We start from the raw sequence: 24,547 nt of genomic DNA, 5'->3' as shown, positions 1-24,547 counted from the left end.
AGCCCCGGCGCCGCGACCGGCCACGGCCCTGTCGACCCGCCGATGGCCGCACCTCGGCGCCCTCAGCCCGGCTGTTCCAGTTGCTCCAGTTCCTCCAGCTCCGCCGTCATGTTCGCCCGGGCCGGAGCCTCCCATTCCCGTGCTCCGTACGGGGTGTGGAACAGCCTCGGCAGCGCCAGCAACTGGCGCAGCACCGCGGCCCGGCCCTGCCGGAAGGCGTCGTCGGGGACGAAGGCGTACTCCTCGCGCACCGCCCGCGCATAGGAGCGGTACGCCTCCGGGGGCGCCGCCAGGATCGCCAGGTCCGCATCGCACAGCACCGCACCGTTGGCGTCGCCGGGTTCGGGCGCGTGGGTGACGGTCAGCCGCACCAGCCGGGCGACCTCCGCGGTGGCCGCCGCGCTCAGTCCGGCTTCCGGCAGGGCCCGCTCCGCCAGTGCGGCCGAACGCTCCTCGTTCTCGGAGCGGTCCGGGCGGTAGACCGCATCGTGGAACCAGGCCGCGAGCCGGACCAGATCGGGGTCGGCGGCCCGGTCCGCGAGCAGGTCGATCCGGTCGAGCACGGCGGCCAGATGATCGGTGGTGTGGTAGCGGCGCTGCGGCTCCGACCAGCGGGCGAGCAGATTCTCGGCGTACGGGAGCGGGTCCGGGGCCGACGGGGCGCCGACCGAGGCGGCCGTGGTCCGGCCCGCGCCTGCGCCCGCCAGCGCCCGCACCCAGCGGGCCCGCAGCCCCTCGCCCGTCGCCGGGTCCGGACCGGGGCCCGGCGCATCAGGGTCGTACAGGGAACCGTCCGCAGCGCTCATGCGCCGACTGTAGACGGGCCGGGATCGCCCCCTGGCCCTCACCCGCCCCGTGCGCTTGGCTGGGACCATGGTCAACGACACCGATTCCGTACGCGATCCCGAGCTGCCCGGCCTTCTTCTCCGTACCGAACGGGACGCGCTGGTCCCCCTGCTCCGGTCCCGGCCCGAGGCCGATTTCGCGCTGCCCACCTGCTGTCCCGGCTGGACCGTGCGCCATGTCGTCGCGCACTGTGCCGCCGTGCTGAACCGCGTCGTGGAGAGCCGTTACGAGAAGGACGTCTTCTCGCCCGAGTCCAACGAACGCGATATCGCCGCACTCTCCGACCGCTCGAACCGGGAACTCGTGGACGATCTGGAGCGCGGGCTCACCGACGCCGGGCCCATGATCGCCGCGGCCGGGCACGGCCGGCTCGACGCGGTCGCGTTCGGTGAGTGGGTGCACGCCGGGGACCTGCGGGAGGCCTTCGGTGAGCCCGGGGCGTACGAGGGCGAAGGACTGCCCCACGCGCTCGCGCTGCTCGCCGCGTACAGCAGGGCCCGGCGGACGGAGCCGTTGCTGGCGGAGCTGGACGGGCACGGCGCACCGCTGGTCCTCGGCGCGGACAGCCCCGAGCCCGCCGTCTACACCGGTCCGGCGAAGACGCTGATCAGGCTGGTCACGGGGCGTTCGACGGCCGGGGAGCGGTACGAGCTGACCGGCGCCAAGGAGGCGGACCTGGCGTTCTTCACCTGATCCGGGTCACGGAGCCCCCTCGCCTGCGCCGACCTGCGCTGACCTGCGCTGACCTGCGCTGACCTGCGCTGACCTGCGCTGACCTGCGCCGATACCGGTCCCGAAGCGCGGATTTGCCCGGTGGGGTGACACTGGAAGGCGAGACAGACACCCCGGACCCGTTCCGGGCGTCCCGTCCTACGGAGGCCCCCATGGCCGGTTTGATCATTCTCGGACTCGTACTCGTCGGCATGCTCTGCGCGGCGATGTGGTGGGACGGGCGGCGCCGGGCGGCCATCGTCCCGCCGCGCCCCGACGAGCAGCCGAAGCAGCCCGAGCACCGCGAGCACGTGGAGGAGATCCGCGAGGAGGACGGACCGGACTCCTTCCCCCACGACGGCGGCCGGCTGCTCCCGTACAACCTGCGGACCCACAGCAGCCACAGCACGGGCAAGGGGCGGGAGGACCGGCCCCAGCACGGGCGGAACACCCACAGCGGATCCTTCGGCAGCGGCGGCCTCGGCGGCTGAGCCCCGCCCCGGACACCCGACACCGACACCGATACGGGAGGGGCCCGGGCGCTTCATGCGCCCGGGCCCCTCCCGTATCACCCTCCCTCTCGGTCCCTTCAGGCCACGGCCTTGAAGCGCCTCAGCCGCAGGCTGTTGCCGACCACGAAGACCGACGAGAACGCCATCGCCGCACCCGCGATCATCGGGCTCAGCAGTCCCAGCGCGGCCAGCGGCAGCGCCGCCACGTTGTAGGCGAAGGCCCAGAAGAGGTTGGACCGGATCGTGCCCAGCGTCCGGCGGGCCAGCCGGATCGCGTCGGCCGCCGCCCGCAGATCGCCGCGGACCAGGGTCAGGTCACTGGCCTCGATGGCCGCGTCCGTGCCCGTGCCCATCGCCAGGCCCAGATCGGCCTGGGCCAGCGCGGCGGCGTCGTTGACACCGTCGCCGACCATCGCGACGCTCCGGCCCTCGGCCTGCAGCCGCTTGACCACGTCGACCTTGTCCTCGGGCATGACCTCCGCGATGACCTCGTCGATGCCGACCTCCGCCGCGACCGCCTTCGCGACGGCCTCGTTGTCACCGGTCAACAGGATCGGGGTGAGCCCCAGGGCCCGCAGCTTGGTGATGGCCTCGGCACTGGTCTCCTTCACCGCGTCCGCGACCTCCAGCACCGCCCGCGCCTCGCCGTCCCAGGCGACCGCGATGGCCGTCCGGCCCGACGCCTCCGCGGTGTCCTTCGCCCGCTTCAGCTCATCGGGGAGCCGGATCTCCCACTCGGCCAGCAGCTTCTCGCGGCCCACGAGCACCGCGTGCCCCTCGACGACACCCTGGACGCCGAGCCCGGGGATATTGGCGAAGTCCTCCAGCGCCGGGAGGGCGCCGACCTTCTGGACCGCGCCGGTGGCGACGGCCTGGGCGATCGGGTGCTCGGAGGCGTTCTCCAGCGCACCGGCCAGCTTCAGCACCTCGGTCTCGTCCGTCGAGTCCGCGGTGTGCACGGCGAGCAGTGTCATCTTGCCGGTGGTGACGGTTCCGGTCTTGTCCAGGACGACGGTGTCGACCTTGCGGGTGGTCTCCAGGACCTCGGGACCCTTGATCAGGATGCCGAGCTGGGCGCCGCGGCCCGTACCGACCATGAGCGCGGTCGGCGTGGCCAGGCCCAGGGCGCAGGGGCAGGCGATGATCAGTACGGCCACGGCCGCGGTGAACGCCGCCGCCCAGCCCTCGCCCAGCGCCAGCCAGGTGATCAGGGTGCCGATGGCCAGCAGGATCACGATCGGTACGAAGACACCGGAGATCCGGTCGGCGAGCCGCTGGGCCGCCGCCTTGCCGGTCTGCGCGTCCTCGACGAGCTTGGCCATCCGGGCGAGCTGGGTGTCGGAGCCGATCCGGGTCGCCTCGACGACCAGCCGGCCGCCGGCGTTGAGGGTGGCTCCGGTGACTCCGTCGCCGGGAGCGACCTCGACGGGCACGGACTCGCCGGTCAGCATGGACGCGTCCACGGCGGACGAGCCCTCGACCACGATGCCGTCGGTGGCGATCTTCTCGCCGGGGCGGACCAGGAAGCGGTCGCCGACCTTCAGCTCCGCGGTGGGTACGCGGACCTCCTCGCCGTCCCGCAGGACGGTGACCTCCTTGGCGCCCAGCTCCATCAGGGCCCGCAGCGCGGCGCCCGCCTTGCGCTTGGAACGGGCCTCGAAGTAGCGCCCGGCGAGGATGAACGCGGTGACTCCGGCCGCGGCCTCCAGATAGATGTTGGAGGAGCCGTCGCCGCGTTCGATGGTCAGTTCGAAGGGGTGGGTCATGCCGGGCATTCCGGCGTGGCCCCAGAAGAGCGCGTACAGGGACCAGAGGAACGCGGCGATGGTGCCGACCGAGATCAGGGTGTCCATGGTGGCGGCGCCGTGGCGGGCGTTCTTCCAGGCGGCCCGGTGGAAGGGCCAGCCCGCGTAGACGACGACCGGGGCGGCGAGCGTCAGCGAGAGCCACTGCCAGTACTGGAACTGGAGCGCCGGGATCATCGCCATCGCGATCACCGGCACGGCCAGGACGACGGCCGTGATCAGCCGCTCGCGCAGCGTCTTCAGCTCCGGATCGTCCTCCTCCTCGGCGTCCGCGCCGCCGCCCGTACCGCCGTCGCCCGCCGGGGCGGACTGCTGCTTCGGCTTGGGCGGGGCGGCGGTGTAGCCGGTCGCCTCGACCGTGCCGATCAGATCCTGGACGGAGATGTCGTCGCTGAAGGTGACCTTCGCCTTCTCGGTGGCGTAGTTGACGGTCGCCTCGACACCGTCCATGCGGTTGAGCTTCTTCTCGATACGGGCCGCGCAGGAGGCGCAGGTCATGCCGCCGATCGCGAGTTCCACCTCTTGGGGGTGGGTGGCCGTGTGCGCCATGACTTCCTCCCGGTCCGACACCTTGATACCCCTACAGGGTATCCCTTCTGGGTCCATGTATACCCCCCCTGGGTATCAAACGCAAGGGGTGCGGCCCCGAACCGCGGCTCCGCCCCCGCCCTGACCGCCTGCTGACAGCACCCTGACGCCGGACTGTCCTGATCCATACGCCTCACATCGTTCTCTCATCCGCCCGCTGATGCGCCCCGCCGGACCGCGGACTAGGCTGAGCTATTGGACTAGACCTGTTAGGGGTCCAGCCGTCACCGCCATCACCAGGAGGATTGGGGTCACATGAGCAACCGTGCGCTTCTGGAGGTGATCGCTCTGGATGCCGCGGACGCGGTCGCGGCCCAGTCCGGCGGAGCTGACCGGCTCGAACTGGTCACCGATATGGCGGCGGACGGACTGACCCCGCCCCGGGAGACGTTCGCCGCCATCCGGGCAGCGGTCGATATCCCGCTACGGGTGATGCTGCGGCACGCCGACGGATTCTCGGCCGGTACCCCGGCGGATGTGGAGGCGCTGGTCGCGGCCGCGGCCGGGCTGCGCGAGGAGGGTGCCGACGAGTTCGTCCTCGGTTTTCTCGACGCCGAGGGCCGCCCGGACCTGGTGACCGTGGAGCGGCTGCTGGCCGTGATCTCCGGCTGCTCGTGGACCTTCCACCGGGCGATCGACCGGGCGGCGGACCGGGACGCGCTGCGCAAGCAGCTCGCGGACCTGCCCGGCCTTGACACCTATCTGACCGCGGGCTCCGCGGCGGGCGTCGACGCCGGGCTGGACACCCTGATCGCCGAGGCCGGACGCCGTACCGAACCGGGGTACGAGCAGAACCTGCTGGTCGGCGGCGGTCTCCGCCTCGACCATGTGCCCGCGCTGCGCGCGGCGGGGCTCGACGCCTTCCACATCGGCGGCGCGGCGCGTCCGCACGGCTGGACGGGACCGGTCAGCGCGGATGCGGTACGGGAGTGGCGCACGGCCGTCGACTCCTGACCGGCCTCCCGCCCCCGGCGGGCTCGGGCCCCTGCGTATCGCCCCCTGCGCGTCCGGCGCGCAGGGGGCTCCGGCGGGACCGGGACCGGCCGGCCGGTGGCGTCAGCGCACGTCGACGAAGTCGCCGTACGTGAGGACGGGCGCGGTCGCGGTATCGCCCGGGTACCGCAGCCGCCAGTAGCCGTCGGCGGCCGCCTTCGCTTTGAAGGCCACCTTGCCGTACCGGTCGGGGTAGGCCCGCCCCACGGTCCGGTACGTGCCGGAGCCCGCCGCGCGGAACTCCAGCTGCACCTTCTTCCGGCTCTGGTAGCCGGTGTAGCGGCCGCGCTCCCAGTCCGCCGCCGTCAGCGTCCCGGTGACGCCGATCGTGCCGCCCTTCCGTGCCGGCTCGGGGGCCGCGTTCACGGTCAGCGCCGTCTTGCGCAGCACGGAGAACCTGAGGGTGCTCTTCAGGAGGGTGCCCGGGCCGTCGGGGATGGAGCCCGCGAGGGTGAGATGCCAGATGCCCGCCTGACTGTTCTTCACGTACTTGTGGTTCACATGGAAGGTGCCCTTGCACCGCATATGGCCGCCGCAGTTCTCCACGCCCTCCGCGTAGAAGGCGTTCTCCTGGTCGGCGTAGCCCCAGCCGTGCCAGATCATCGCGGTGTTCTGGACCCCGCCGTTGCGGTCGTCGATATCGAAGGCTGCCGGGAATCTTGCGATGCCCAGGCCGATGACGACCGGCTTTCCGTTGTTGAGTGCGGGGTTCGAGTACCCCGGGGGGTGGCCTCCCCCCGCGCCGGTCGGTACGAGATCCGGGACTGCCCCGGCCGAAGGCGCCGCGAGAGCGGTCAGAAGCAGTGCGGCGGCGAGGGCGGACGCCGAAGCCGATGTGCGGATGCGCATGAGTACCCGCTTCCCTGAGTCTTCTCGGGGTGACCCGTTGCTGACGGATCGTCTGCCGGTGCAGACAAGGGAGCCGGGGGAAAGGTTGTGGCGGGGGGCGGCAGTCGCGCGAACGGCCGCCGCCCGGTGGCGTACCACCGGGAAGCGGCCGTGGCGTGGCGGAGCGCCGACCGACGTCAGCGGACGTCGATGAAGTCCGCGACGGACGTCTTCGGGGCGATCGCCGAGGCGACACCCGGGTAGACGTAGCGCCAGTAGCCGTCGGCCGAGGCGGTGACCGTCGTCTTGACGTTGCCCGCCTTGTCGGTCTTCAGCGTCTTGACGCGGCTGTAGGCCGTCGCGCCCTTCTTCATGAACTCCAGGTGCACGGTCTGGTTGGCGTAGGCGCCGAAGTTCTGGGCGTTCCAGTTGACGATCCGCAGGCTGCCGTTGACCGTCAGGGGCTTGCCCTTCTTGACACCCTCGGGCGTGGCGTCGGTGGTCAGACGCGACTCCCGCAGGATGGTGACGCTGCCGGCCTTCTCGTTGACCGTCTCGTTCAGGAAACCGGCGTCGGCCACGGCGACCCCGATGTTCCACTTGCCCGCACGGGCGTTGCTGGTCAGGTCGATGGAGGGCATGACCAGGAAGTCGGCGGTGCAGTTGACCCAGGTGCCCGCGCAGCCCTTGACGCCGTCCATCGGGATGAAGGGCGTGTTCTCGTTGTACGTGGTGCCGTGCCAGATCTCGCTGTACGCGTCCCCGATGCCGCCGGGCGACTTCACGTTGAAGACCGCGCGGATCGGCTTGTCCGCGATACCGACGACGAACGGCTTGCCGCCGTTCACCACGACGTTGCTGATGACCGGGGCGGCCGCCTTCGACGAGCGGGCGGAAGGCTTCTTGGCCTGCTGGAACTTCTCCAGGACCGGACGGGACGAGTCCCGGCGCGGGGCGTCGTCGGCCACGGCGGTCGGGGCGACGAGCCCGGCCAGGGCCAGTGCGCCGGTGACGGCGGCGATGGTTGCACGTGTGCGCATGTGTTCCCCAGTTTCATTCCAGGGCGCGGTGGGGGAGGGCGCGCGTCGGCGCGCACGGCTCCGCCCACGGAGCCCGAGTCTGTGTTCCGAGAGTAGGGACCCCCGAGTGATGTAAATGGTTGCATTCAACCCGGGCTCTGTGAACAGGTTTTACAGAGTAATTGGTGACGGGTTGGCTTCACTGCACCGCCGGGGTTCGGCGTCCGGGGCTTCCGCGCAGCTCAGAGGGTACTTTCCCGGGGCCCGGGCGCCGCCAACTGGTGGGGCAGCGGCCGCCGGTGCACCACGGTCAGCCCGGAGACCGCCCGGGTCAGCACCACGTACAGCCGTCGCAGACCGGTCCGCTCGTCCGGTTCGCCGTCGACGACCGCCGCCGGTTCGTCGAGGACCACGTAGTCGTACTCCAGACCCTTCGCCAGCGACGCGGGCACCAGCGTGAGCCGGGACTCCGCCGTCGTCTCCCGGCCGGGGTCGAGGAACGGCAGCCCGGCCGCCGTCAGCGCCGCGGCCAGCGCCGGGATCCGGACATCCGCGGCGATCAGGCCGATCGACCCCTCCCGCAGCAGCGCGGTACGGCAGGCGCCGACCACCGCAGCGTCCAACGCGCCCCCGGCTGCACCGTCCTCCGCACCACCCTGCGAGCCGCCCTCTGAGCCGTCCTCCGCACTGCCCTCTGTATCGGCCGTACCGGCACCGTCCTCCGCCCCGCCCGGCACCCGGTGCACGTCCAGCGACCCCGGCGCCTCACGGACCGACGACACCTCCCGCAGCCCCGGTGACATATGGGGCAGCAGCCGGGAGGCGTACGAGATCACCTCCCGCGGCACCCGGAACCCGGCCGTCAGCTCCTCCACCACCGCATCGGGCTTCCCCAGATGCGCCAGCGCCTCCCGCCAGCCTGCCGTCGCCCACGGCGTCGTCCCCTGCGCCAGATCCCCCAGCACCGTCGCGGACCCCGTCGAACAGCGCCGCCCCACCGCCCGGTACTGCATCGGCGACAGATCCTGCGCCTCGTCCAGCACGACATGCCCGAGGGATGGCGTGCGCTGCACCAGATCCTGCGCCTCGTCGATGAGCACGGCGTCCGCCGCCGACCACTTCGCGGACTTCACGCCCCGCGCGGGCTTCGCCCAGACGATCGCCCGCTGCTCCTCCGCCCCGAGCAGCCCCTCGGCATGGGCGGCGAGGAACTCCGGCTCGGACAGCAGCCGCAGCACCAGCTTCGCCGGATCGACCCGCGGCCAGACCGCCTTCACCGCCGCCTTCACCGCGTGATGGCGGGCCACCGCGTCCTGCACCCGGTCGTCGGGGGCCTCGCCCGCCTCCTCCATCCGGACCAGGACGGCATGCGCGATGCGCTGCGGCAGGGCCTCGCCCGCCGCCCCGTAACGGATCTCGCGCTCCTGCAGCTCGGTGACGATCTCGGCCAGTTCGTACGCCGGGATCCGCCAGCGCCGCGAGCCGCGCTCGACGACCACGGGCTCGGTGGGCAGGGTGATGTACGAGCGCAGCGCCCGCCGCAGCACCTCGGCCATCCTGGCGTCGCCCTTCACCAGTGCCGCGGTCGGCGCGTCCACCGACCGCACCTCGACGTGCGCGACCAGATCGGCCACCGTCGCCTGGGCCACCTCCAGCTCACCGAGCGCGGGCAGCACCTGCTCGATGTAGTGGAGGAAGGAGCGGTTGGGGCCGATGACGAGAGTGCCGGTACGGGCCAGCCGCTCGCGGTGCGCGTACAGCAGATACGCCACCCGGTGCAGACCGACCGCCGTCTTCCCGGTGCCCGGGCCGCCCTGGACGCAGACCGTGCCGCCCAGACCGGAGCGGACGATCTCGTCCTGCTCGGGCTGGATGGTGGCGACGATGTCCCGCATCGGGCCCACGCGCGGCCGTTCGATCTCCTCCTGGAGCAGTCGGCTGGTGCGCGGCGCCGCGTCCGGACCGGCCGGACCGGTCAGCCGCTCGTCCTCGTACGCGGTCAGCTCACCGCCCGTGTAGCCGAAGCGCCGCCGCAGGTCGACGCCGAGCGGGACGGTCCTGGACGCCTGGTAGAAGGGCTGCGACACGGGCGCCCGCCAGTCCAGGACCATCGGCTCGCCCACCGCGTCGTGCACATGGCGGCGGCCGATGTAGAAGTGGTGGCCCTCGTGGGCACCGCCGCCGTAGTCGAGCCGCCCGAAGAAGAGCGGTGTGTGCGCCAGATCCGCCAGCTCCCTGATCCGCTGCTCGGTACGGGCCTCCAGCGCCTGCTTGTTGACCCAGTTCGCCGTGACGTCCGCGATGTCGAGCGCCTCCACCTCCTTGCGCATCGTCCTCAGGGCCGAGCGCGAGGCGGCGAGATGGGCCTTCTCGCGGACGAGGGCGTCGTCACCGGACGGAGCGGGGGACCCCGACCCGGCACCCGGCCCGCTCAGGGGCGCGGAATCCGGTACGGAAGGGGGGACGGGCGCGGGCACGACGGGCCTCCACAGGGCTGCGGCGGACGCGGCGGAAGGCCGCGGACGGACGGGCAGACGGGCGTACGGGCACCGGGTCACGGGCGAAGGACGCCTGGTCGGGCCGGGTACGCGGGACACCGGCCGGTTTCCGTCCGGGCGGCGGCGCTCCTGGGGCGGAGGCGGGCAGACGCGGCAGTCTAGTGCGCGGCCCCGCGGACGGCGAACCCTTTCTCCGGGCCCGGGTCCCGAGGCGCGGCTCAGGGCCGGTTGCCCTCCTGGAGGAGGAGGGAGATCGACTGAAGTATGACGCGGGGCAGATGGTTCTCCTCCGCAGGTGCTGTCCTTCCGAGGGGTCCCTTATGCCTGGAGTCGTAGGCGGGAGCGGGCCGGGTTCCAACGTGCGGCCGATGCGCTGACCTGGGGTGGAACCACATCATTGAACACATGACGACAACGACTCTCACCCCCTCGGTCCAGCTCCCCGGCCCCCGCGGCACGGCGTCCGGCGCGGTCGGCGCACACGCCGCGCACCGCACCGGCGGCGCGCTGCACGCGGTGAAGGTGTTCGCCTCCGCGCTCTTCAGCGTCGCGGTCACGGGCGACTACGACGCGGAGGCGGCCGGGGTCCGCCGCCGCTGACGGCCGCCCGCGGCCACAGCCCCCGGAGCCGTACCGCAGCACGCCCCGCAGGGAACCCGCCCCGCGCCGGACGCATCCGCACCGGACACATCCCTCACCTGTCGCACCGGTACCACTCGCACGGACCCGTACCGGAACCCGGCCCGCACCCGGGCGGTCCCGCACAGCGCCGTACCGCCTGAGTATCCGTACCCACTCTCCCCGCACGGTGAGTTGAGCGCCCCGACGGAGGCGCGGCGACCACCCGGCGTCCTTCAATGGACCCATGCGACCCCTGCGACCCACGCCGAACGAGAACGAACCGCGGGCCCCGCGGAGTGCAGCGCCCGCCGGGTCACCGACCGCGGCCGCGCCCTTCCCGCCGCCCGCCGCCCCTTCCTCTGCCCCTTCCCCCGCCCCGGACTCCTCGGCGGGCGCGCTCCGTGTGATCGCGGGCCTCGGACTGCTGCTGGCCTTCGGCGCCCTGGTGTTCTCGGGCCTGCTCGCCCTGGTCGACGCCCACGAGACCGACGGCCGGGCCGGGGGCCTGGTCGGAGCCGGACTGCTGGTGCTGCTCCCGGCGGGCCTGTTCGGGCTGTTCGCCGCGGCCCTGCCGCGCGACGGCATGTCGAACACCGTGCGCGGCCGGCTCGTGGCGCTCCAGTACGCGCTGATCCTCCTGTCGCCGGTCCTGGTCGCGGCCGACGGCTGAGCCCGGCCCGCCCCGCCACGCCGTACGACCTACCGCCCGCCGCTCAGCAGCTCGTCCGCGTCCACGATCCGGTACGCGTACCCCTGCTCGGCCAGGAACCGCTGCCGGTGCGCGGCGAAGTCCTGGTCGATGGTGTCGCGGGCGACGACCGAGTAGAAGCGGGCCTCGTGGCCGTCCGCCTTGGGCCGCAGCACCCGCCCCAGCCGCTGGGCCTCCTCCTGGCGGGAGCCGAAGGTGCCCGACACCTGGATGGCGACGGTCGCCTCCGGCAGGTCGATGGAGAAGTTCGCCACCTTCGACACCACCAGCACCGAGATCTCGCCCTGCCGGAAGGCGTCGAAGAGCTTCTCGCGCTGGGCGTTCGACGTCTCGCCCTTGATGACGGGCGCGTCCAGATGCTCGCCCAGCTCGTCGAGCTGGTCGATGTACTGCCCGATGACCAGGGTCTGTTCCCCCCGGTGCTTCGCCACCAGCGCCTCCGTCACCTTCCGCTTGGTCGCGGTGGTGGCGCAGAAGCGGTACTTCTCCTCGGTCTCGGCGGTGGCGTAGGCGAGCCGTTCCGAGTCGGTCAGATTGACCCGTACCTCCACACAGTCCGCCGGGGCGATATAGCCCTGCGCTTCGATCTCCTTCCAGGGGGCGTCGAAGCGCTTCGGCCCGATCAGCGAGAAGACGTCCGACTCGCGGCCGTCCTCCCGGACCAGCGTCGCCGTAAGACCGAGCCGCCGCCGGGCCTGGAGATCGGCGGTGAACTTGAAGACGGGGGCGGGCAGCAGATGCACCTCGTCGTAGAGGATCAGCCCCCAGTCCCGGGAGTCGAACAGCTCCAAATGCGGGTAGATGCCCTTCCGCTTGGTCGTCAGCACCTGGTAGGTGGCGATGGTGACCGGACGGATCTCCTTCTTCGTCCCGCTGTACTCGCCGATCTCGTCCTCGGTCAGGGACGTCCGCTTCACCAGCTCGTGCTTCCACTGCCGGGCGGAGACCGTGTTGGTGACCAGGATCAGCGTGGTCGCCTTGGCGCGGGCCATCGCCCCGGCGCCGACGAGCGTCTTGCCCGCACCGCACGGCAGCACCACGACGCCCGACCCGCCGTGCCAGAACCCCTCGACCGCCTGCTTCTGGTACGGCCGCAGCGCCCAGCCCGTTTCGTCGAGGTCGATCGGGTGCGCCTCGCCGTCCACGTACCCGGCGAGGTCCTCGGCCGGCCAGCCCAGCTTCAGCAGGGTCTGCTTGATCTGGCCCCGCTCGGAGGGGTGCACGGCCACCGTGTCCGCGTCGATCCGGGTGCCCACCAGCGGCTGCACCTTCTTCGACCGCAGGATCTCCTCCAGCACCGGCCGGTCGGTGCTGGTGAGGACCAGCCCGTGCACGGGGTGCTTGCTGAGGGTCAGCCGCCCGTAACGGGCCATGGTCTCGGCCACGTCCACCAGCAGCGCGTGCGGCACCGGATACCGGCTGTACTCGACGAGGGCGTCCACCACCTGCTCGGCGTCGTGCCCGGCGGCCCGGGCGTTCCACAGCCCGAGCGGCGTGATCCGGTACGTGTGGATGTGCTCGGGCGCCCGCTCCAGCTCGGCGAAGGGCGCGATGGCACGACGGCAGGCGTCGGCCCGCTCGTGGTCGACCTCCAACAGGAGAGTTTTGTCGCTCTGGACGATCAGCGGCCCGTTCACCTGGCGTGCATCCCTTCCGGCAGGCGGCTGCTCCCCGGATCCGGGCAGCCAAACTTCCAGTCTGCCGTATCGGCGGACGGTGAGGGGCCTCAGCGGGTGGCGCGGCTCAGTCGTCCGCCAGTTCCGCGACGCCCGTGATCCGGTGCAGGGGGTAGGTGCGGACCTCGTCGGCGGTGTGGTCGAAGCCGGTGACGAAGCCGCCTTCGACCCGGACCGGCGCGATCACCCGCTGGCTGGCCGCGCCCTCCGCGTTCACATAGCCGATCCACACGGCGGAGCCAGTCATCACGGCTGCCTGGACCGTGGCCAGGGTCTCGGCGGCCGTGGTGCGCGGGAGGTTGCCCGGCGCGGCCGGGGCACGGGTGCCGTCCGCGGCCGGGACGGGCTTCGTGGCGACCGTCGCGGCCAGATCGCCCGCCCGGATCGCCCGTACCGCCGCGCCCAGCAGGGTCGCGTCCGGCGACGGCGGGCCCTCGGGCTGCGGGGCCGGGGGAGTGCGGGGCGGGGTGCGGCGGGCATGGGCGCGGGCGATCAGCACATCGCCCTCGGCGGATTCGGCGGCCGGGGCGTAGCCCATCGACCGCAGCCCGGCGAGCAGCGTCGAGGGATCGGCGAGGGACGACACGACGGTCGGGGCGATCCGGCGGAGCCCGAGCCCCTCCGACCGCCGGTCGGCCGTGATCTCGTCGAGGAGTGCCTCGTCGTCGCAGCGGAGGTACGAGGAGGCTCCGCCGACCCGCAGATGCCCGTGGCGGCGGGCGACGTCGTCGACGAGATAGCTCAGCGGCTGCGGGACCGGGGTGCGGGAGTGCAGGGCGAGGAAGGAGTGGAGTTCGGCGGCGGTCCGTCCGGCGTCCAGGGCCCGCCGGACCGATCCGGGGGTGAAGCGGTAGACGGTCGCGCCGCCCTTCGATTCGACGTCGGCGAGGACGGCGAGGGTTTCGGCGAGGTGCCGCTGGAGGGGGCCGGGGGCGACGGCCGTCAGATCGGCCTGGAGGAGTACGTGGTCGAGCGGTACGGGCAGCATCGGCGCGAGGGCGTCGGCGGCGGCCCGCAGCCGCCCGGCCCGGTCCGGTGCCGTGGCGGTATCCCTCGCGGCAGCGGCAGCGGCAGCGGCAGCGGTATCCGTGCCGAGCAGGGCGCGGCCGTGGGTCGAGAGCGCCCCGCGGCCGGTGATGCCCAGCGATTCGGCCTCGGTGAGGGTCCAGACCGCGAGCCGGCTCCGCAGATCGGTCGCCAGGGTCCCGGACGTACCGGCCGCCGCCGCACCGTACGGCCCCGTCGCGGGGGTGGCACCGTACGAGGCACCCTCGGGCCCCCGCAGCGGCCGTTCCCAGCGCAGACGGGCCAGCAGGCTGTCCGGGGTGGGCGCGGTCGCGGGCGGCAGTTCGCCCATGAGCGTGAGGACCCGGCGGCGTACCTCCGGCGCCGCGGACCGGTCGAGACCGGGGCCCAGGGCGGAGAGCGCCCGGCCCTTTCCGTCGAGGGAGCCGACGAGCCCGGCGGTCCGGGTCGCCGTCAGCCAGGCGTCCGCCAGCCGGGCCCAGCGTTCGGCGGCGGACAGCTCCAGCCAGGAGTCGTACGCGGGCGTCGGGGCGTACGCCTCGTCCGCCTCGCCGTCCGCGGCCAGCAGCCCCGCCGCGTACGCCAGCTCCAGCCAGAACGCGGCCGTCGGCTCGTCCGTGTCCAGGGCGACCGCCGCGCGCTTCAGATCGCGTACGGCCAGCCCGCCCGCGCGCAGCACCGGCGGCCCGCCCTCGTGCCAGTCCAGGAGCAGATCTTCGACGGTCGACAGCGCCGTCAGCGCCTGCGCGGCCGCGGCGCCGTCCACAACCTGTGGACGGGCGGCCAGCACCGAAGCGGCGGCCTCCAGCCGCGGCGGCTGCGGTTCGGGTACGCGATGGGCCCGGCCCGCCCGCAGATGCAGGGCAGCCTCGCGCGGCAGCACGACGGTGCGCGGTGAGGCGGGGAGCAGCAGCCCCCGGTCCCGCAGCCAGCGGACCGGTGGCGTCGGGTCTGCGGTGACCTCTCCGTACGGCGGTCCCCAGACCAGCCGGTCCAGCACCGCCGAGGCCTCCGGCGGTGCCGTGTCCAGCAGGGCCGCCATCCGGTCGCGGTCGGTGAACAGGGCGGTCAGCGATGCCACGGCGGACACCGGGTCGTGCGTCGACGGCAGGCCCACCGCCGCGACGATCTCCTGGATCCGGCCCGGGGACATCCCGGCCGTGGCCTCCGCGACGGTCGGGCCCAGACCGGTCGGGGAAGGGCGGGCGGGGGAGGGCGCCAGCAGCTCGCGCGCGGTGCGCACCAGCCGCAGCCGGTCGTCCGCGCCCCACACCAGAGCCTGGGTCCGCAGCGCGGCGACCGCGCCCGGCAGCGCGGCGGCGACGACGCTCCCACTGCTGTCGTCACCGCCGTTGTCGCCGGTCAGCAGGGTGAGCAGGCTTTCGTACGGCGCCGGATCGGGCGCCACCGCCAGGGCCTCCGCGGTCTGGAGGGCGAACCGGTCCAGCCGCTCCAGGGCCCGTACGACGGAGGCACGGGTGCCCGCACGGGTGGCGAGCTGGGTCAGATCGCCCGGCACCGGATTCAGCAGATCGGGGCGGGCCCGGAGCAGTGCGGCCAGCTCCTCGTCACCCCCGGCGCGCAGTGCCTCTGCGAGCGTGCGCGGTACACCGCGCGCCCGTTCGTCCCGGCCCGCGCCCTGAGGCTCCGTGCCGTTCGGTCCGTCCTGGTGCGCGCCGCGCGGTTCCTCGGGCTTCGTCCCCATCCGCCCCACGGTAGTCGCTGACGTCCCCCCACCGCGCTACCGTCGTTGCCGGGATCGGATCCGGGCCGTCCGGAGCCGGTCCGGGTCCGGGGAGCGTGCGAGGGGAAACCGTCCGTGGGGATCGAGAGCGAACAGCTCGTCTACGACTATCTGAGCCGGGTCGGGGACCTCGCCCAGCAGCGCCAACTCTCCTCCGGGGAGCGGATGGAGCTGGTGGCGTCGGTGCGCGGCCGGATCGAACAGGAGCGGGCGAAGGCACCGTCGGACAGCCCCGCGTCCGTTCGGCGGATCCTGGGCCGGCTCGGCACACCCGATGAACTCGTCAAGAAGGCGGGCGGGTCGCCCGGGACCGCCGCCCCCCGCCCCGTACCGGTGGAACCCGCGGCCCCGGACCGGCTGCCGCTTCCCGCCCCGCGGGTCCGGAAGCTGATCCCGCGCCCCCGCAAGGACCGCGCGGCCCCGGCGGTCCCCCCGCCGCCCGCGTCCCCGCCGGGTCTGCCGCCGCATCTCGCGGGCCTCGACGAACTGGGCTCGTCCCGGGGTTCGGGCCCCGACCTCGACGGGATCGGCGGCGACGGCGACTGGTGGACCGTCCAGCCGCGGCCGTACGGGGCGGGGGAACGGGTCGGCGGATTCACCGGCGGCGTCGAGGTCCCCGAAATACTGCATCCGCCGCGCGACGACGAGGACGAACCCGAGGCCGGCGAAGACGCCGAGGACGAGCCGGAGGAGGAGTCCGCCCCGCCCCCCGGTCTGCTGCCGAAGCTGCTCGCCCGCCGGGCGAAGGACCCGGAGAAGGCGGCCGCCACGGCCGTTGCGGCCGGTCTCGGCAGCCCGCTCCTGCTGCTGGCCGCACTGCTGCTGATCGGCGGTGCCGTCTTCGGCACGTGGATCGCGTTCGCGGCGGGCTGGCTGATCGCCTATGCCTCCCGCAGACTCGGCCCGGCCCAGACCAAGGTCGCGGTCTTCGTCATCCCCGGCGCGGCCGTGGCGGCGGGCTGCACCTGGCTGTGGGGCCGCTCCACGGGCCGCTGGGGCACCCCCCTGCCGGACGAAGCGATGCGGGACGCCTTCCTGGAGACGGGCCCCTGGGTACTGCGGGGCGCCGCGGTGGCGTCCGCGCTGTATCTGATCTGGCGGGCGCGGAAGGTATGAGGCACCGCCGGGGCGGTCACCCCGGATCCGCCGCCGGACCTCGTCCGCGCGGCGGAACCGTCGCGAGAGGCCGCCCGTGCGGCCGGAGAAGCGTGTACGGGGCAATCATGGGCAGAATGGGGCCATGAACGCGCCCGCAGCCGCCCCCGGGGACGACCCGTCGGCCCCTCGCCCCGCCTTCACCGTCGGATTCGATCTCGATATGACGCTGATCGACTCGCGGGCCGGGATCCGCGCGACGTACCGCAGGCTCGCCGAGGAGACCGGGGTGTGGATCGACGCCGACCTCGCCGTCACCCGGCTCGGCCCGCCCCTGGAGCAGGAGCTGGCCCACTGGTTTCCCGATGATCGGATTCAGGCCATGGGCGACCGCTACCGCGAGATCTATCCGGAGTACGCGATCGGGCCCACCCGCGCCCTGCCCGGCGCCCACGAAGCGGTGCGGGCCGTCCAGGAGTGCGGCGGCCGGGCGATCGTCGTCACCGCCAAGCACGAGCCCAACGCCAAACTCCACCTCGACCGGCTCGGCATCACCCCGGACGCGGTGATCGGCTGGCTGTGGGCCGAAGGAAAGGCGGAAGCCCTGCGCGAGTACGGCGCCGGGGCGTACGTCGGCGATCACACCGGCGACGTCCGGGGAGCGCACACGGCCGGGGCACTGGCCGTGAGCGTGCCCACCGGCCCCTGCGACGCCGCCGAACTGCGGGCCGCCGGAGCCGATGTGGTCCTCGACGACCTCACGGAATTCCCCGCCTGGCTGCGCCGGACCGCACCGTCCCTCACCGCGGGCGGTTAGAACCGCCCCGGCGCCGCTATCGCGCCATCACGCCATCGCGTCACCGAGCCGTCACGCCATGGCGCCGTCACGGCTTCCGCCACCGCATCACCGAGTCACTGCGTCACGGCTTTCGCCGTCCGCCGCTGGGCCGCGATCGAACGCAGCACCCCGGCGCCCGAGATCATGAATCCGACGCCCATCAGCATGCACACCGCATAGGCGACCGGCGGAAACGGATCCGTCCCCAGGAACAGCGGAGCGAACGTGATGAGCGTGGCGACCGCGCCGACGACGAAGACGATCGCGCCGGCCCGGACCAGTCCGTCGCCCGGCGCGGAAGGAGTAGCAGTCATCCGGCCAGGGTAGTTCCCTTCGGGGACGAACCGTTCGGCAACGTCTTGTCACCAGCCCCTGGACCATTAGCCTTGGGTGTGGTGCGGGTCGGAGGACCCGCCCGCACTGCTATCCGGATCGTTTTCACTGATTTCGTTAACCTTCTGAACTTTCTGACGTTTCTGAGTTCTCCGGCGCACGAGCGCCCGACGAATCGCCCCGACGAGTACAAGGACGAGGACAGACGTGCCTACCGGCAAGGTCAAATGGTTCAACAGCGAGAAGGGCTTCGGCTTTCTCTCCCGCGACGACGGCGGCGACGTCTTCGTTCACTCGTCAGTGCTGCCCGACGGTGTCGATGTGCTCAAGCCGGGCCAGCGGGTGGAGTTCGGTGTCGTCGCAGGTCAACGCGGTGACCAGGCGCTTTCCGTCGTCATCCTCGACCCCACGCCCTCGGTGGCCGCGGCCCAGCGCCGCAAGCCCGACGAGCTGGCGTCGATCGTCCAGGACCTGACCACCCTCCTGGAGAACGTCACCCAGCAGCTGGAGCGCGGCCGGTACCCGGAGAAGGCGCACGGCGCCAAGATCGCGGGCATGCTGCGGGCGGTGGCGGACCAGCTCGACGTCTGAGCCGTACGACGGCGCGTCCCGGTGCACAGCGGCACGCGGCCGTACGGCGCAGGGGGCGCTCGCCCGTTCGGATGAGCCCGGCGCATGGGGCCGAGAGGCGGTGACAGAGCCTCTCGGCCTTTTTCACGCCCGTACGCCTCGTACGCGCCCCCGCGGCCCCGACCGCGCCGGAGCTGCGGTGGCCTGCCCGACTGCCCGACTGCCCGACTGCCCGACCGCCCGGGCAGCTACGCGGCCGCGGGAAAGTCCAGCGCACCCGGCGCAATCGGCGGTACGAGCCCCTCGGCCGCCGCGCGGGTCAGCAACCCGCGTACCGCCGCATAGCCGTCCGGCCCCAAATCGGCCGTGAACTCGTTCACATAGAGCCCGATATGCCGGTCCGCGACCGACGGATCCATCTCCTGGGCATGCTCCCGGACATACGGCCGCGAAGCCTCCGGATCGTCCCAGGCCATCCGTACCGAAGCCCGCGCCGACTCCGCGAGCCGCCGCAGCGTCTCCACGCCCAGCGACCGCTTGGCGATGATCGCGCCCAGCGGGATCGGCAGCCCGGTCGTCTCCTCCCAGTGCTCGCCCATATCGGCCAGCTTCACCAGCCCGTAGTCCTGGTAGGTGAACCGCGCCTCGTGAATCACCAGACCCGCGTCCACCACACCGTCCCGAACCGCGGGCATGATCTCGTGGAACGGCATCACCACGACCTCACCCACCCCGCCCGGCACCCGGTCCGCCGCCCAGAGCCGGAACAGCAGATACGCCGTCGACCGCTCGGACGGCACCGCGACCGTACGCCCCGCGAGCCCCTCGGGCTTCGCCGTACCGCCGTCCGCGCCGGCGCGGGTGAGCACCAGAGGGCCGCAGCCCCGGCCCAGCGCCCCGCCGCACGGCAGCAGCGCATACTCGTCCAGCACCCACGGCAGCACCGCGTACGACACCTTCAGGACCGTGCCCTCGCCGCGTTCCGCCATACCGTTCGTGACGTCGATATCCGCGAAGGTGACATCCAGCGGCGGCGCGCCCGGGACCCGGCCGTGCGCCCAGGCATCGAAGACGAACGTGTCGTTCGGACAGGGGGAGTACGCGATGTCCATCTCAGCTCTCCTTCGACGGCGACAGAGCCGACCGCGGTACGGGCCCCTCGAAGAGGGGGCGCAGCCTGCGGAAACCCTCCGTCAGAGCCGTCAGCGCGTCTTTGATCCGCCAGGCGTCCCGATCCCGCGGGCCCACCGCGTTGGAAATCGCGCGGATCTCCAGCACCGGCAGCCCGTGCAGGTCCGCGGCCTCCGCGACCCCGAACCCCTCCATCGCCTCGGCACCCGCCCGCGGATGACGTCCGGTCAGCTCAGCGGCCCGGGCGGCGGAACCCGTCACCGTCGACACCGTCAACACCGGCGCGTACAACGCACCCGTCAGCTCCACGGCGGCCCGCGCCAGCTCCGGCGGCGGCCGGTGCCCGGACCGGCCGAAACCCAACTCGTCGACGGCCAGCCAGCCGCCGTCCGGCAGCCCGGCCCCCAGATCGGCGGCAACGATCGTCTCCGCGACGACAAGAGAACCGACAGGGGCATACGGGGCGAAGCCGCCGCCGATACCCGCGGAGACCACCAGGTCGTACGGGCCGCGCCGATCCGGCCCGGCGGCCAGCGCCACGGCCGTGCGCGCGGCGACCGCGGCAGGACCCACCCCGCCGACCAGCACCTCCGCACCGCAGTCCGCCGCGCCGACGGCCTCCGCCTCCGGCGCGACCGCGGTCACGACCAGTACCCGCACCTCACCGGCCTCCGGCCCCGGCCGCCGTCACCGTACGCCGCCCCGGCCTCAGCCCTGCTTCTTCAGCTGGAACTGCCAGACACCGACAGGCTGCTGGTCCTTCACCTCGACGATCTGGAGACGCAGCTTGTCCTGCCCACCCGGCGGGAAGAAAGCACGGCTGTTGACGGACTGGTACGTCTTCTTGGACTCCTCCGCCTCGTTCGACAGCGAGCCCTCGACACCCAGCACCCAGCCGTTCTCGGCAATCGCCGGGTCCACACCGATGCGCAGCGGCAGATCCGGATCGACCTCAAGGGTCTTACCCGTCTCCTTCATGCACGCGTCATAGACGTCCTTGGCCAGCGGCTTGCCGTCGTTGTAGCAGGCAGCCTCCGTGTTGACCGACTCCGACCCGATCGTCAGAGTCGCGACCGGAGTCGGCTTTTCGCAGGCGGACAGGGTCAGAAGCCCGGCGCCGACGATGGCGACGGCGGCGGTGGCCCGGCGGCGGGTCCCGGACAAGAACGCAACGGTCATGCCCGAAGGCTATCTGTCCCCGCCTCCCCGTCCACGCGGGGGCCCCTCCGGGGCGGGTCGCTGTTTTTTTTGGGGCTCGGTTCGCCTCCGGGGCGCTTAAGCCGGGTTCTTCAGTCGATCGTGCTCGGCCGCTCGTTCCTCGCGGCCTGCGCGCGTTCTCCCTCCAGTCCCCCTACGCCTCCGGCGTGGGGGGACCCCCAGACGCGCCCCTTCGGCTCACTCGCCGGAGCATGAGGTTGAGCGGGTCGTGAGCAGTGGACCCGTTGGCCCAAGGGCACAGGCGCCATGGTGGCCTGGGGCCTGTCCCCTCCGAGAACTTGTCGTGCTCCCCGGGCTCACTCGCCGGCACCCGGGGGCGGGCGGGTTGTGAGCAGTGGACCCTTGGGCCCGAGGCGTATGCGCCATGGTGGCCTTTTAGGGTCCCCTCCCAGAACTTGTCGCGCTCCCTGGGCTCACTCGACGGCACCTGAGGGTGGGCGGGTCGTGAACAGTGGACCATCGGCCCAGGCCTGTACGCCGTGACGGTCTTGATTACGCAACGCGGGGGCGGCTGCCCGGGCGGGGGCCGCGGCGGCTCGCCGCCAGGAGGCCGCGGATCGACGCCGCCGCGCCCGTCGTCACGATCGTCGCCGCCACCGCCATCCCCAGCACACCGTTCAGCGGCAGCACGATCCCGATTGCACCACCGACCACCCACGCCATCTGGAGCAACGTCTCCGAACGGGCGAAGGCCGACGTCCGTACCGACTCCGGCACATCCCGCTGGATCAGCGCATCCAGCGACAGCTTCGCCAGCGCCTGGCAGAAACCAGCCGTAGCCCCGAGAACCGCAACCACGCCCGCGCCGAAGAACACCGCCGCCAGCACCGCCGCACTGATCACCAGACCCAGCACGCTCGCGATGATCACCTCAGGGCCGCGGGCCTTCAGCCACGCGCCCACCGCCGTACCCGCCGCATTGCCCACCCCCGCCGCGATCCCCACTATCGCCAGCGACACCGCCGCGCTCTGGCCCGCCAGCGGATGCTCCCGCAGCAGGAACGCCAGAAAAAAGATCAGAAACCCGGAGAGACAGCGCAGCGACGCATTCGCCTGCAGCCCGTGGATCACCGCCGGGCCGACCGACCGCAGACTCGGCCGCTTCCCGCCGTGAGTCAGCACCCGAACATTCGTCTCACCCTTCGCGGAGTCCACCTTCGGCGGCAGCCGCAGCGCCCAGAACGTCCCCAGCAGGAACAGCGCACACGCCCCGTACAGCGTCCACGCCGGACCGATCCGATGCAGCCCCGCCCCGATCGGCGCCGCGATCCCGGTCGCGAGAAGCCCGGCCAGCGTCACCCGCGAATTCGCCTTGACCAGCGAGAACCCCGACGGCAGCAGCCGCGGCACGACCGCGCTGCGGACCACCCCGTACGCCTTGGAGGCCACCAGCACCCCCAGCGCCGCCGGATACAGCTCCAGCGAGCCCGTCACCACCGCCGCCGACATCGACACCGCCAGCACCGCACGCGTCAGCATCGCCGTCGCCATCGCCGCCCGGCGGCCGTGCGGAATCCGGTCCAGCAGCGGACCGATCACCGGCGCCAGCAGCGCGAACGGTGCCAGAGTGATCGCCAGATACAGCGTCACCCGCCCGCGCGCCTCGTCCGTCGGCACCGAGAAGAACACCGTCGACGCCAGCGCCACCGTGATCATCACATCGCCCGCGCCGTTGACCGCATGCAGTTCGATCAGCCTGCCGAGGCCCGACTCGCCCGCCCCGTTCGCATGGGTCGCCCGGCGAATCGACCGCGCCGTACCCGTAAACGGCAGGTGCAGCGCACGCGCCACCGCCCGGCACGCCCGGCCGAGCGTCCCGAGTGCCCTGCGCGCTGCGGAACCGTCGTCCGACGAACTGGCTGCGGCCACCACGCCATACTGCCTGAAGGCGGTCGCCGACGGCGGGTGATGCCGGGTTGTTAGCTCCCCGTTGGGGCGCGCAGGTGGGCGGGCGGCGGCGAAGGAGGTAGCGTGCGTAGCGCGCCACCGGCGATTGTTCTCGGCCGCGCGCCTCTTCGGCATCCCGCAGAATGGATGGCGGGAGGTGTGCCCGTGACGGACCGGTCCGGGCGCGGACGTCGATGCGGCCCCCTGGTCCGCTCCGCCCGCTGCTCGTGTCCGCCCTGCGCAACGGCCGGCGCACCCCGTGAGACGGCGTAGGAGAGAACGAGACCTGTGAGTGCTGCGACGACGAGAAGCCGTACCCCCGACCGTCTGTGCGCCGAGGCGGTGGAACTTGCCAGGGCGGCCGCCGAGGAGACCGCTGCCCCAGGAGTAGTGGGCGAGCACCTGTCCCTCGTCGCCGACGGGGACCGGGTCGTCACGCACTTCTTCGAATGCAAGGAGCCCGGCTACCGGGGCTGGCGCTGGGCCGTGACCGTCGCCCGCGCCTCCCGCGCCAAGGTCGTCACCCTCGACGAGAGCGTTCTGCTGCCCGGACCCGACGCCCTCCTGGCACCCGAATGGGTGCCCTGGAGCGAACGGCTCCGCCCCGGCGACCTCGGCCCCGGCGATCTGCTGCCCACCGAGGCCGACGATCTCCGACTGGAGCCCGGCTACTCCGGCGAGGACGCCCCACCGCCGAACTCCGTCCTCACCGGGACCTCCCACGACCTCGCCGAACGCGTCGAGGAGGAGGACGCCGAGCTGACCGACCGGCGCCCCGCCGACACCGTCCTCAACGGGCGCGGCGCGATCGCCTCCCTCGCGGAGGAACTGGGCATGCGGCGAGCCCGGGTCCTGTCCCGCTACGGGCTCCACACCGCGGCCGACCGCTGGGACGAATCCTTCGGCGCGAAGACCCCGATGGCCCAGGCCGCCCCCGCGTCCTGTGTCTCCTGCGGATTCCTGGTGCCGATCACGGGCTCCCTGTCCCAGGCGTTCGGGATCTGCGCGAACGAGTTCTCCCCGGCGGACGGGCGCGTCGTGTCCCTGTCGTACGGCTGCGGGGGGCACTCCGAGGCCGCGGTCATGCCGAAGCCGCCGCAGCCGGCGCCGCCGGTGCTGGACTCCGTCGCGCCGGACGCGTTCTCGCTGCGCGAGGAGGAGCCGGAGGACGCGGACCTCGGCCACGCGTAGCGCCTCCCGCGGGGCCTCGGGGTACGGGGTGCGCCGTTGGTGGTTTCGGCTGCGTGTCCGGCCGCGGGCCGTGTGTGGCTGTTCGCGCAGTTCCTCGCGCCCCTTTCTTGCTCTCTTCGCTCCTGCGGTGTGCGGGTCCTCCGGTGGTCGGGTTGCGTTGCTCCGTGGTGTAGGCGCGGGGTCTTGTCGGGTGCGGCCGGGTCGTGGGCCTCCGGGCTCACCTCCTCGCCGGCGGCGATGCACCGCTCCACGGGGAGCCCTGCTTGTCGCCACCGTCTGCGGGGGCGACCCTGCACCCCCCTCCGGAGATCACCCGACTTGATCCCGGGGAGAACGGAGTTCGCACAGTCACCCATCACGGGGTCCCCGCAGGTCAGGGGGTGCCTGTGCCCCGAGGAGGGGATATCTCCCCGGGCGGTGATCAGGAGAGTTTCGCCTCCCCGGTGACGCGCGACATCACCGGGACCTTGGGGGCTGATCATGCGGGGATCACGTGGGAGGGGGGTGCAGGGTCGCCCCCGCAGTGGCCTGCGACAAGCAGGGCTCCCCGTGGAGCGGTGCATCGCAGGCCGCGAGGAGGTGAGCCCGGAGGCCACCGACCCACCCGCACCCGACAAGACCGGCGACCTACACCACGGAGCAACGGTCACCCAATCTTTCAGCCCCGCCGGCGCTTGAGGCGCAGGAGCGCCCGCACCTTGCGGGCAA

The 24,547-nt window shown here is 72.7% G+C and carries 21 protein-coding genes; 9 read left to right on the top strand and 12 right to left on the bottom strand.

The genetic code is table 11. The annotated features are described in order from the left end of the window. Positions 1 to 62: 62 nt before the first annotated feature. Positions 63 to 806, bottom strand: a complete 744-nt coding sequence (locus B7R87_RS13420; protein ID WP_130585096.1) for an HD domain-containing protein — start codon at positions 804 to 806, stop codon at positions 63 to 65. A gap of 67 nt (positions 807 to 873) precedes the next feature. Here B7R87_RS13420 and B7R87_RS13415 point away from each other — a divergent pair, with 67 nt between their 5' ends. Continuing rightward, the gene (locus B7R87_RS13415; RefSeq protein WP_006348544.1) at positions 874 to 1,539 is read left to right on the top strand and encodes a maleylpyruvate isomerase family mycothiol-dependent enzyme; all 666 of its coding nucleotides are present in this window, start codon (positions 874 to 876) and stop codon (positions 1,537 to 1,539) included. A 191-nt stretch (positions 1,540 to 1,730) separates the two neighbouring features. Further along, entirely contained in the window at positions 1,731 to 2,048 is a 318-nt protein-coding gene (locus B7R87_RS13410; protein ID WP_006348545.1) for a DUF6479 family protein, read from the top strand. A gap of 98 nt (positions 2,049 to 2,146) precedes the next feature. Here the strand turns inward: B7R87_RS13410 and B7R87_RS13405 are convergent, their stop codons facing one another. Then, complete coding sequence (locus tag B7R87_RS13405) at positions 2,147 to 4,423, bottom strand: heavy metal translocating P-type ATPase (protein WP_040915864.1); 2,277 nt, start codon at positions 4,421 to 4,423, stop codon at positions 2,147 to 2,149. Positions 4,424 to 4,717: 294 nt separating this feature from the next. On the opposite strand from B7R87_RS13405, the gene B7R87_RS13400 reads away from it, so the two are divergent. Then, the gene (locus B7R87_RS13400; RefSeq protein WP_006348547.1) at positions 4,718 to 5,416 is read left to right on the top strand and encodes a copper homeostasis protein CutC; all 699 of its coding nucleotides are present in this window, start codon (positions 4,718 to 4,720) and stop codon (positions 5,414 to 5,416) included. Between the two features lie 102 nt (positions 5,417 to 5,518). Here B7R87_RS13400 and B7R87_RS13395 read toward each other — a convergent pair whose 3' ends face one another. The 3 genes from B7R87_RS13395 to B7R87_RS13385 all read right to left on the bottom strand — a co-directional run bounded on the left by B7R87_RS13395 (position 5,519) and on the right by B7R87_RS13385 (position 9,632). Then, positions 5,519 to 6,304, bottom strand: coding sequence for a hypothetical protein (locus B7R87_RS13395; RefSeq protein WP_006348548.1), 786 nt, complete (start codon positions 6,302 to 6,304; stop codon positions 5,519 to 5,521). A gap of 176 nt (positions 6,305 to 6,480) precedes the next feature. Then, complete coding sequence (locus tag B7R87_RS13390) at positions 6,481 to 7,323, bottom strand: hypothetical protein (RefSeq protein WP_006348549.1); 843 nt, start codon at positions 7,321 to 7,323, stop codon at positions 6,481 to 6,483. A gap of 221 nt (positions 7,324 to 7,544) precedes the next feature. After that, complete coding sequence (locus B7R87_RS13385) at positions 7,545 to 9,632, bottom strand: HelD family protein (RefSeq protein ID WP_006348550.1); 2,088 nt, start codon at positions 9,630 to 9,632, stop codon at positions 7,545 to 7,547. 573 nt (positions 9,633 to 10,205) lie between these two features. On the opposite strand from B7R87_RS13385, the gene B7R87_RS13380 reads away from it, so the two are divergent. Together B7R87_RS13380 and B7R87_RS13375 are read left to right on the top strand one after the other, a co-directional pair. Then, the gene (locus tag B7R87_RS13380; RefSeq protein WP_006348551.1) at positions 10,206 to 10,400 is read left to right on the top strand and encodes a hypothetical protein; all 195 of its coding nucleotides are present in this window, start codon (positions 10,206 to 10,208) and stop codon (positions 10,398 to 10,400) included. Between the two features lie 265 nt (positions 10,401 to 10,665). After that, a complete protein-coding gene (locus B7R87_RS13375) occupies positions 10,666 to 11,091 on the top strand; it encodes a hypothetical protein (RefSeq protein ID WP_130585095.1) in 426 nt (141 codons plus the stop codon). 29 nt (positions 11,092 to 11,120) lie between these two features. On the opposite strand, the gene B7R87_RS13370 is transcribed toward B7R87_RS13375, so the two are convergent. Both B7R87_RS13370 and B7R87_RS13365 read right to left on the bottom strand, forming a co-directional pair. Beyond that, positions 11,121 to 12,767, bottom strand: a complete 1,647-nt coding sequence (locus B7R87_RS13370; protein WP_006348553.1) for a DNA repair helicase XPB — start codon at positions 12,765 to 12,767, stop codon at positions 11,121 to 11,123. Positions 12,768 to 12,873: 106 nt separating this feature from the next. After that, on the bottom strand, positions 12,874 to 15,537 hold the full coding sequence (locus B7R87_RS13365) for a helicase C-terminal domain-containing protein (protein ID WP_130585094.1): 2,664 nt from the start codon (positions 15,535 to 15,537) through the stop codon (positions 12,874 to 12,876). Between the two features lie 114 nt (positions 15,538 to 15,651). Here B7R87_RS13365 and B7R87_RS13360 point away from each other — a divergent pair, with 114 nt between their 5' ends. Further along, positions 15,652 to 16,692 (top strand): hypothetical protein, encoded by a 1,041-nt coding sequence (locus B7R87_RS13360; protein ID WP_006348557.1) that lies wholly within the window; start codon positions 15,652 to 15,654, stop codon positions 16,690 to 16,692. A gap of 124 nt (positions 16,693 to 16,816) precedes the next feature. After that, entirely contained in the window at positions 16,817 to 17,488 is a 672-nt protein-coding gene (locus tag B7R87_RS13355; RefSeq protein WP_006348558.1) for an HAD family hydrolase, read from the top strand. Positions 17,489 to 17,583: 95 nt separating this feature from the next. Here the strand turns inward: B7R87_RS13355 and B7R87_RS13350 are convergent, their stop codons facing one another. After that, entirely contained in the window at positions 17,584 to 17,823 is a 240-nt protein-coding gene (locus tag B7R87_RS13350; RefSeq protein ID WP_006348559.1) for a hypothetical protein, read from the bottom strand. Positions 17,824 to 18,049: 226 nt separating this feature from the next. On the opposite strand from B7R87_RS13350, the gene B7R87_RS34110 reads away from it, so the two are divergent. Further along, complete coding sequence (locus B7R87_RS34110; RefSeq protein WP_006348560.1) at positions 18,050 to 18,433, top strand: cold-shock protein; 384 nt, start codon at positions 18,050 to 18,052, stop codon at positions 18,431 to 18,433. 227 nt (positions 18,434 to 18,660) lie between these two features. Here B7R87_RS34110 and B7R87_RS13340 read toward each other — a convergent pair whose 3' ends face one another. The 4 genes from B7R87_RS13340 to B7R87_RS13325 all read right to left on the bottom strand — a co-directional run bounded on the left by B7R87_RS13340 (position 18,661) and on the right by B7R87_RS13325 (position 22,630). Continuing rightward, positions 18,661 to 19,524 (bottom strand): 1,4-dihydroxy-6-naphthoate synthase, encoded by an 864-nt coding sequence (locus tag B7R87_RS13340; protein WP_006348561.1) that lies wholly within the window; start codon positions 19,522 to 19,524, stop codon positions 18,661 to 18,663. 1 nt (position 19,525) lies between these two features. Beyond that, positions 19,526 to 20,203: a futalosine hydrolase gene (locus B7R87_RS13335; RefSeq protein WP_130585093.1), complete on the bottom strand. Its 678-nt coding sequence runs from the start codon at positions 20,201 to 20,203 to the stop codon at positions 19,526 to 19,528. A gap of 48 nt (positions 20,204 to 20,251) precedes the next feature. Next, positions 20,252 to 20,722, bottom strand: coding sequence for a DUF2771 family protein (locus B7R87_RS13330; protein WP_130585092.1), 471 nt, complete (start codon positions 20,720 to 20,722; stop codon positions 20,252 to 20,254). 531 nt (positions 20,723 to 21,253) lie between these two features. Further along, positions 21,254 to 22,630 (bottom strand): MFS transporter, encoded by a 1,377-nt coding sequence (locus B7R87_RS13325; RefSeq protein WP_130585091.1) that lies wholly within the window; start codon positions 22,628 to 22,630, stop codon positions 21,254 to 21,256. A gap of 306 nt (positions 22,631 to 22,936) precedes the next feature. On the opposite strand from B7R87_RS13325, the gene B7R87_RS13315 reads away from it, so the two are divergent. Continuing rightward, positions 22,937 to 23,839: a DUF3027 domain-containing protein gene (locus B7R87_RS13315; RefSeq protein ID WP_040915868.1), complete on the top strand. Its 903-nt coding sequence runs from the start codon at positions 22,937 to 22,939 to the stop codon at positions 23,837 to 23,839. Positions 23,840 to 24,547: the final 708 nt, after the last annotated feature.

It is taken from the genome of Streptomyces tsukubensis (assembly GCF_003932715.1).
In the GTDB taxonomy this organism is placed as follows: Bacteria; Actinomycetota; Actinomycetes; order Streptomycetales; family Streptomycetaceae; genus Streptomyces; species Streptomyces tsukubensis.
Note: the sequence above shows the minus strand (reverse complement) of the source record. Positions and strands in the feature narration are given on the sequence as shown.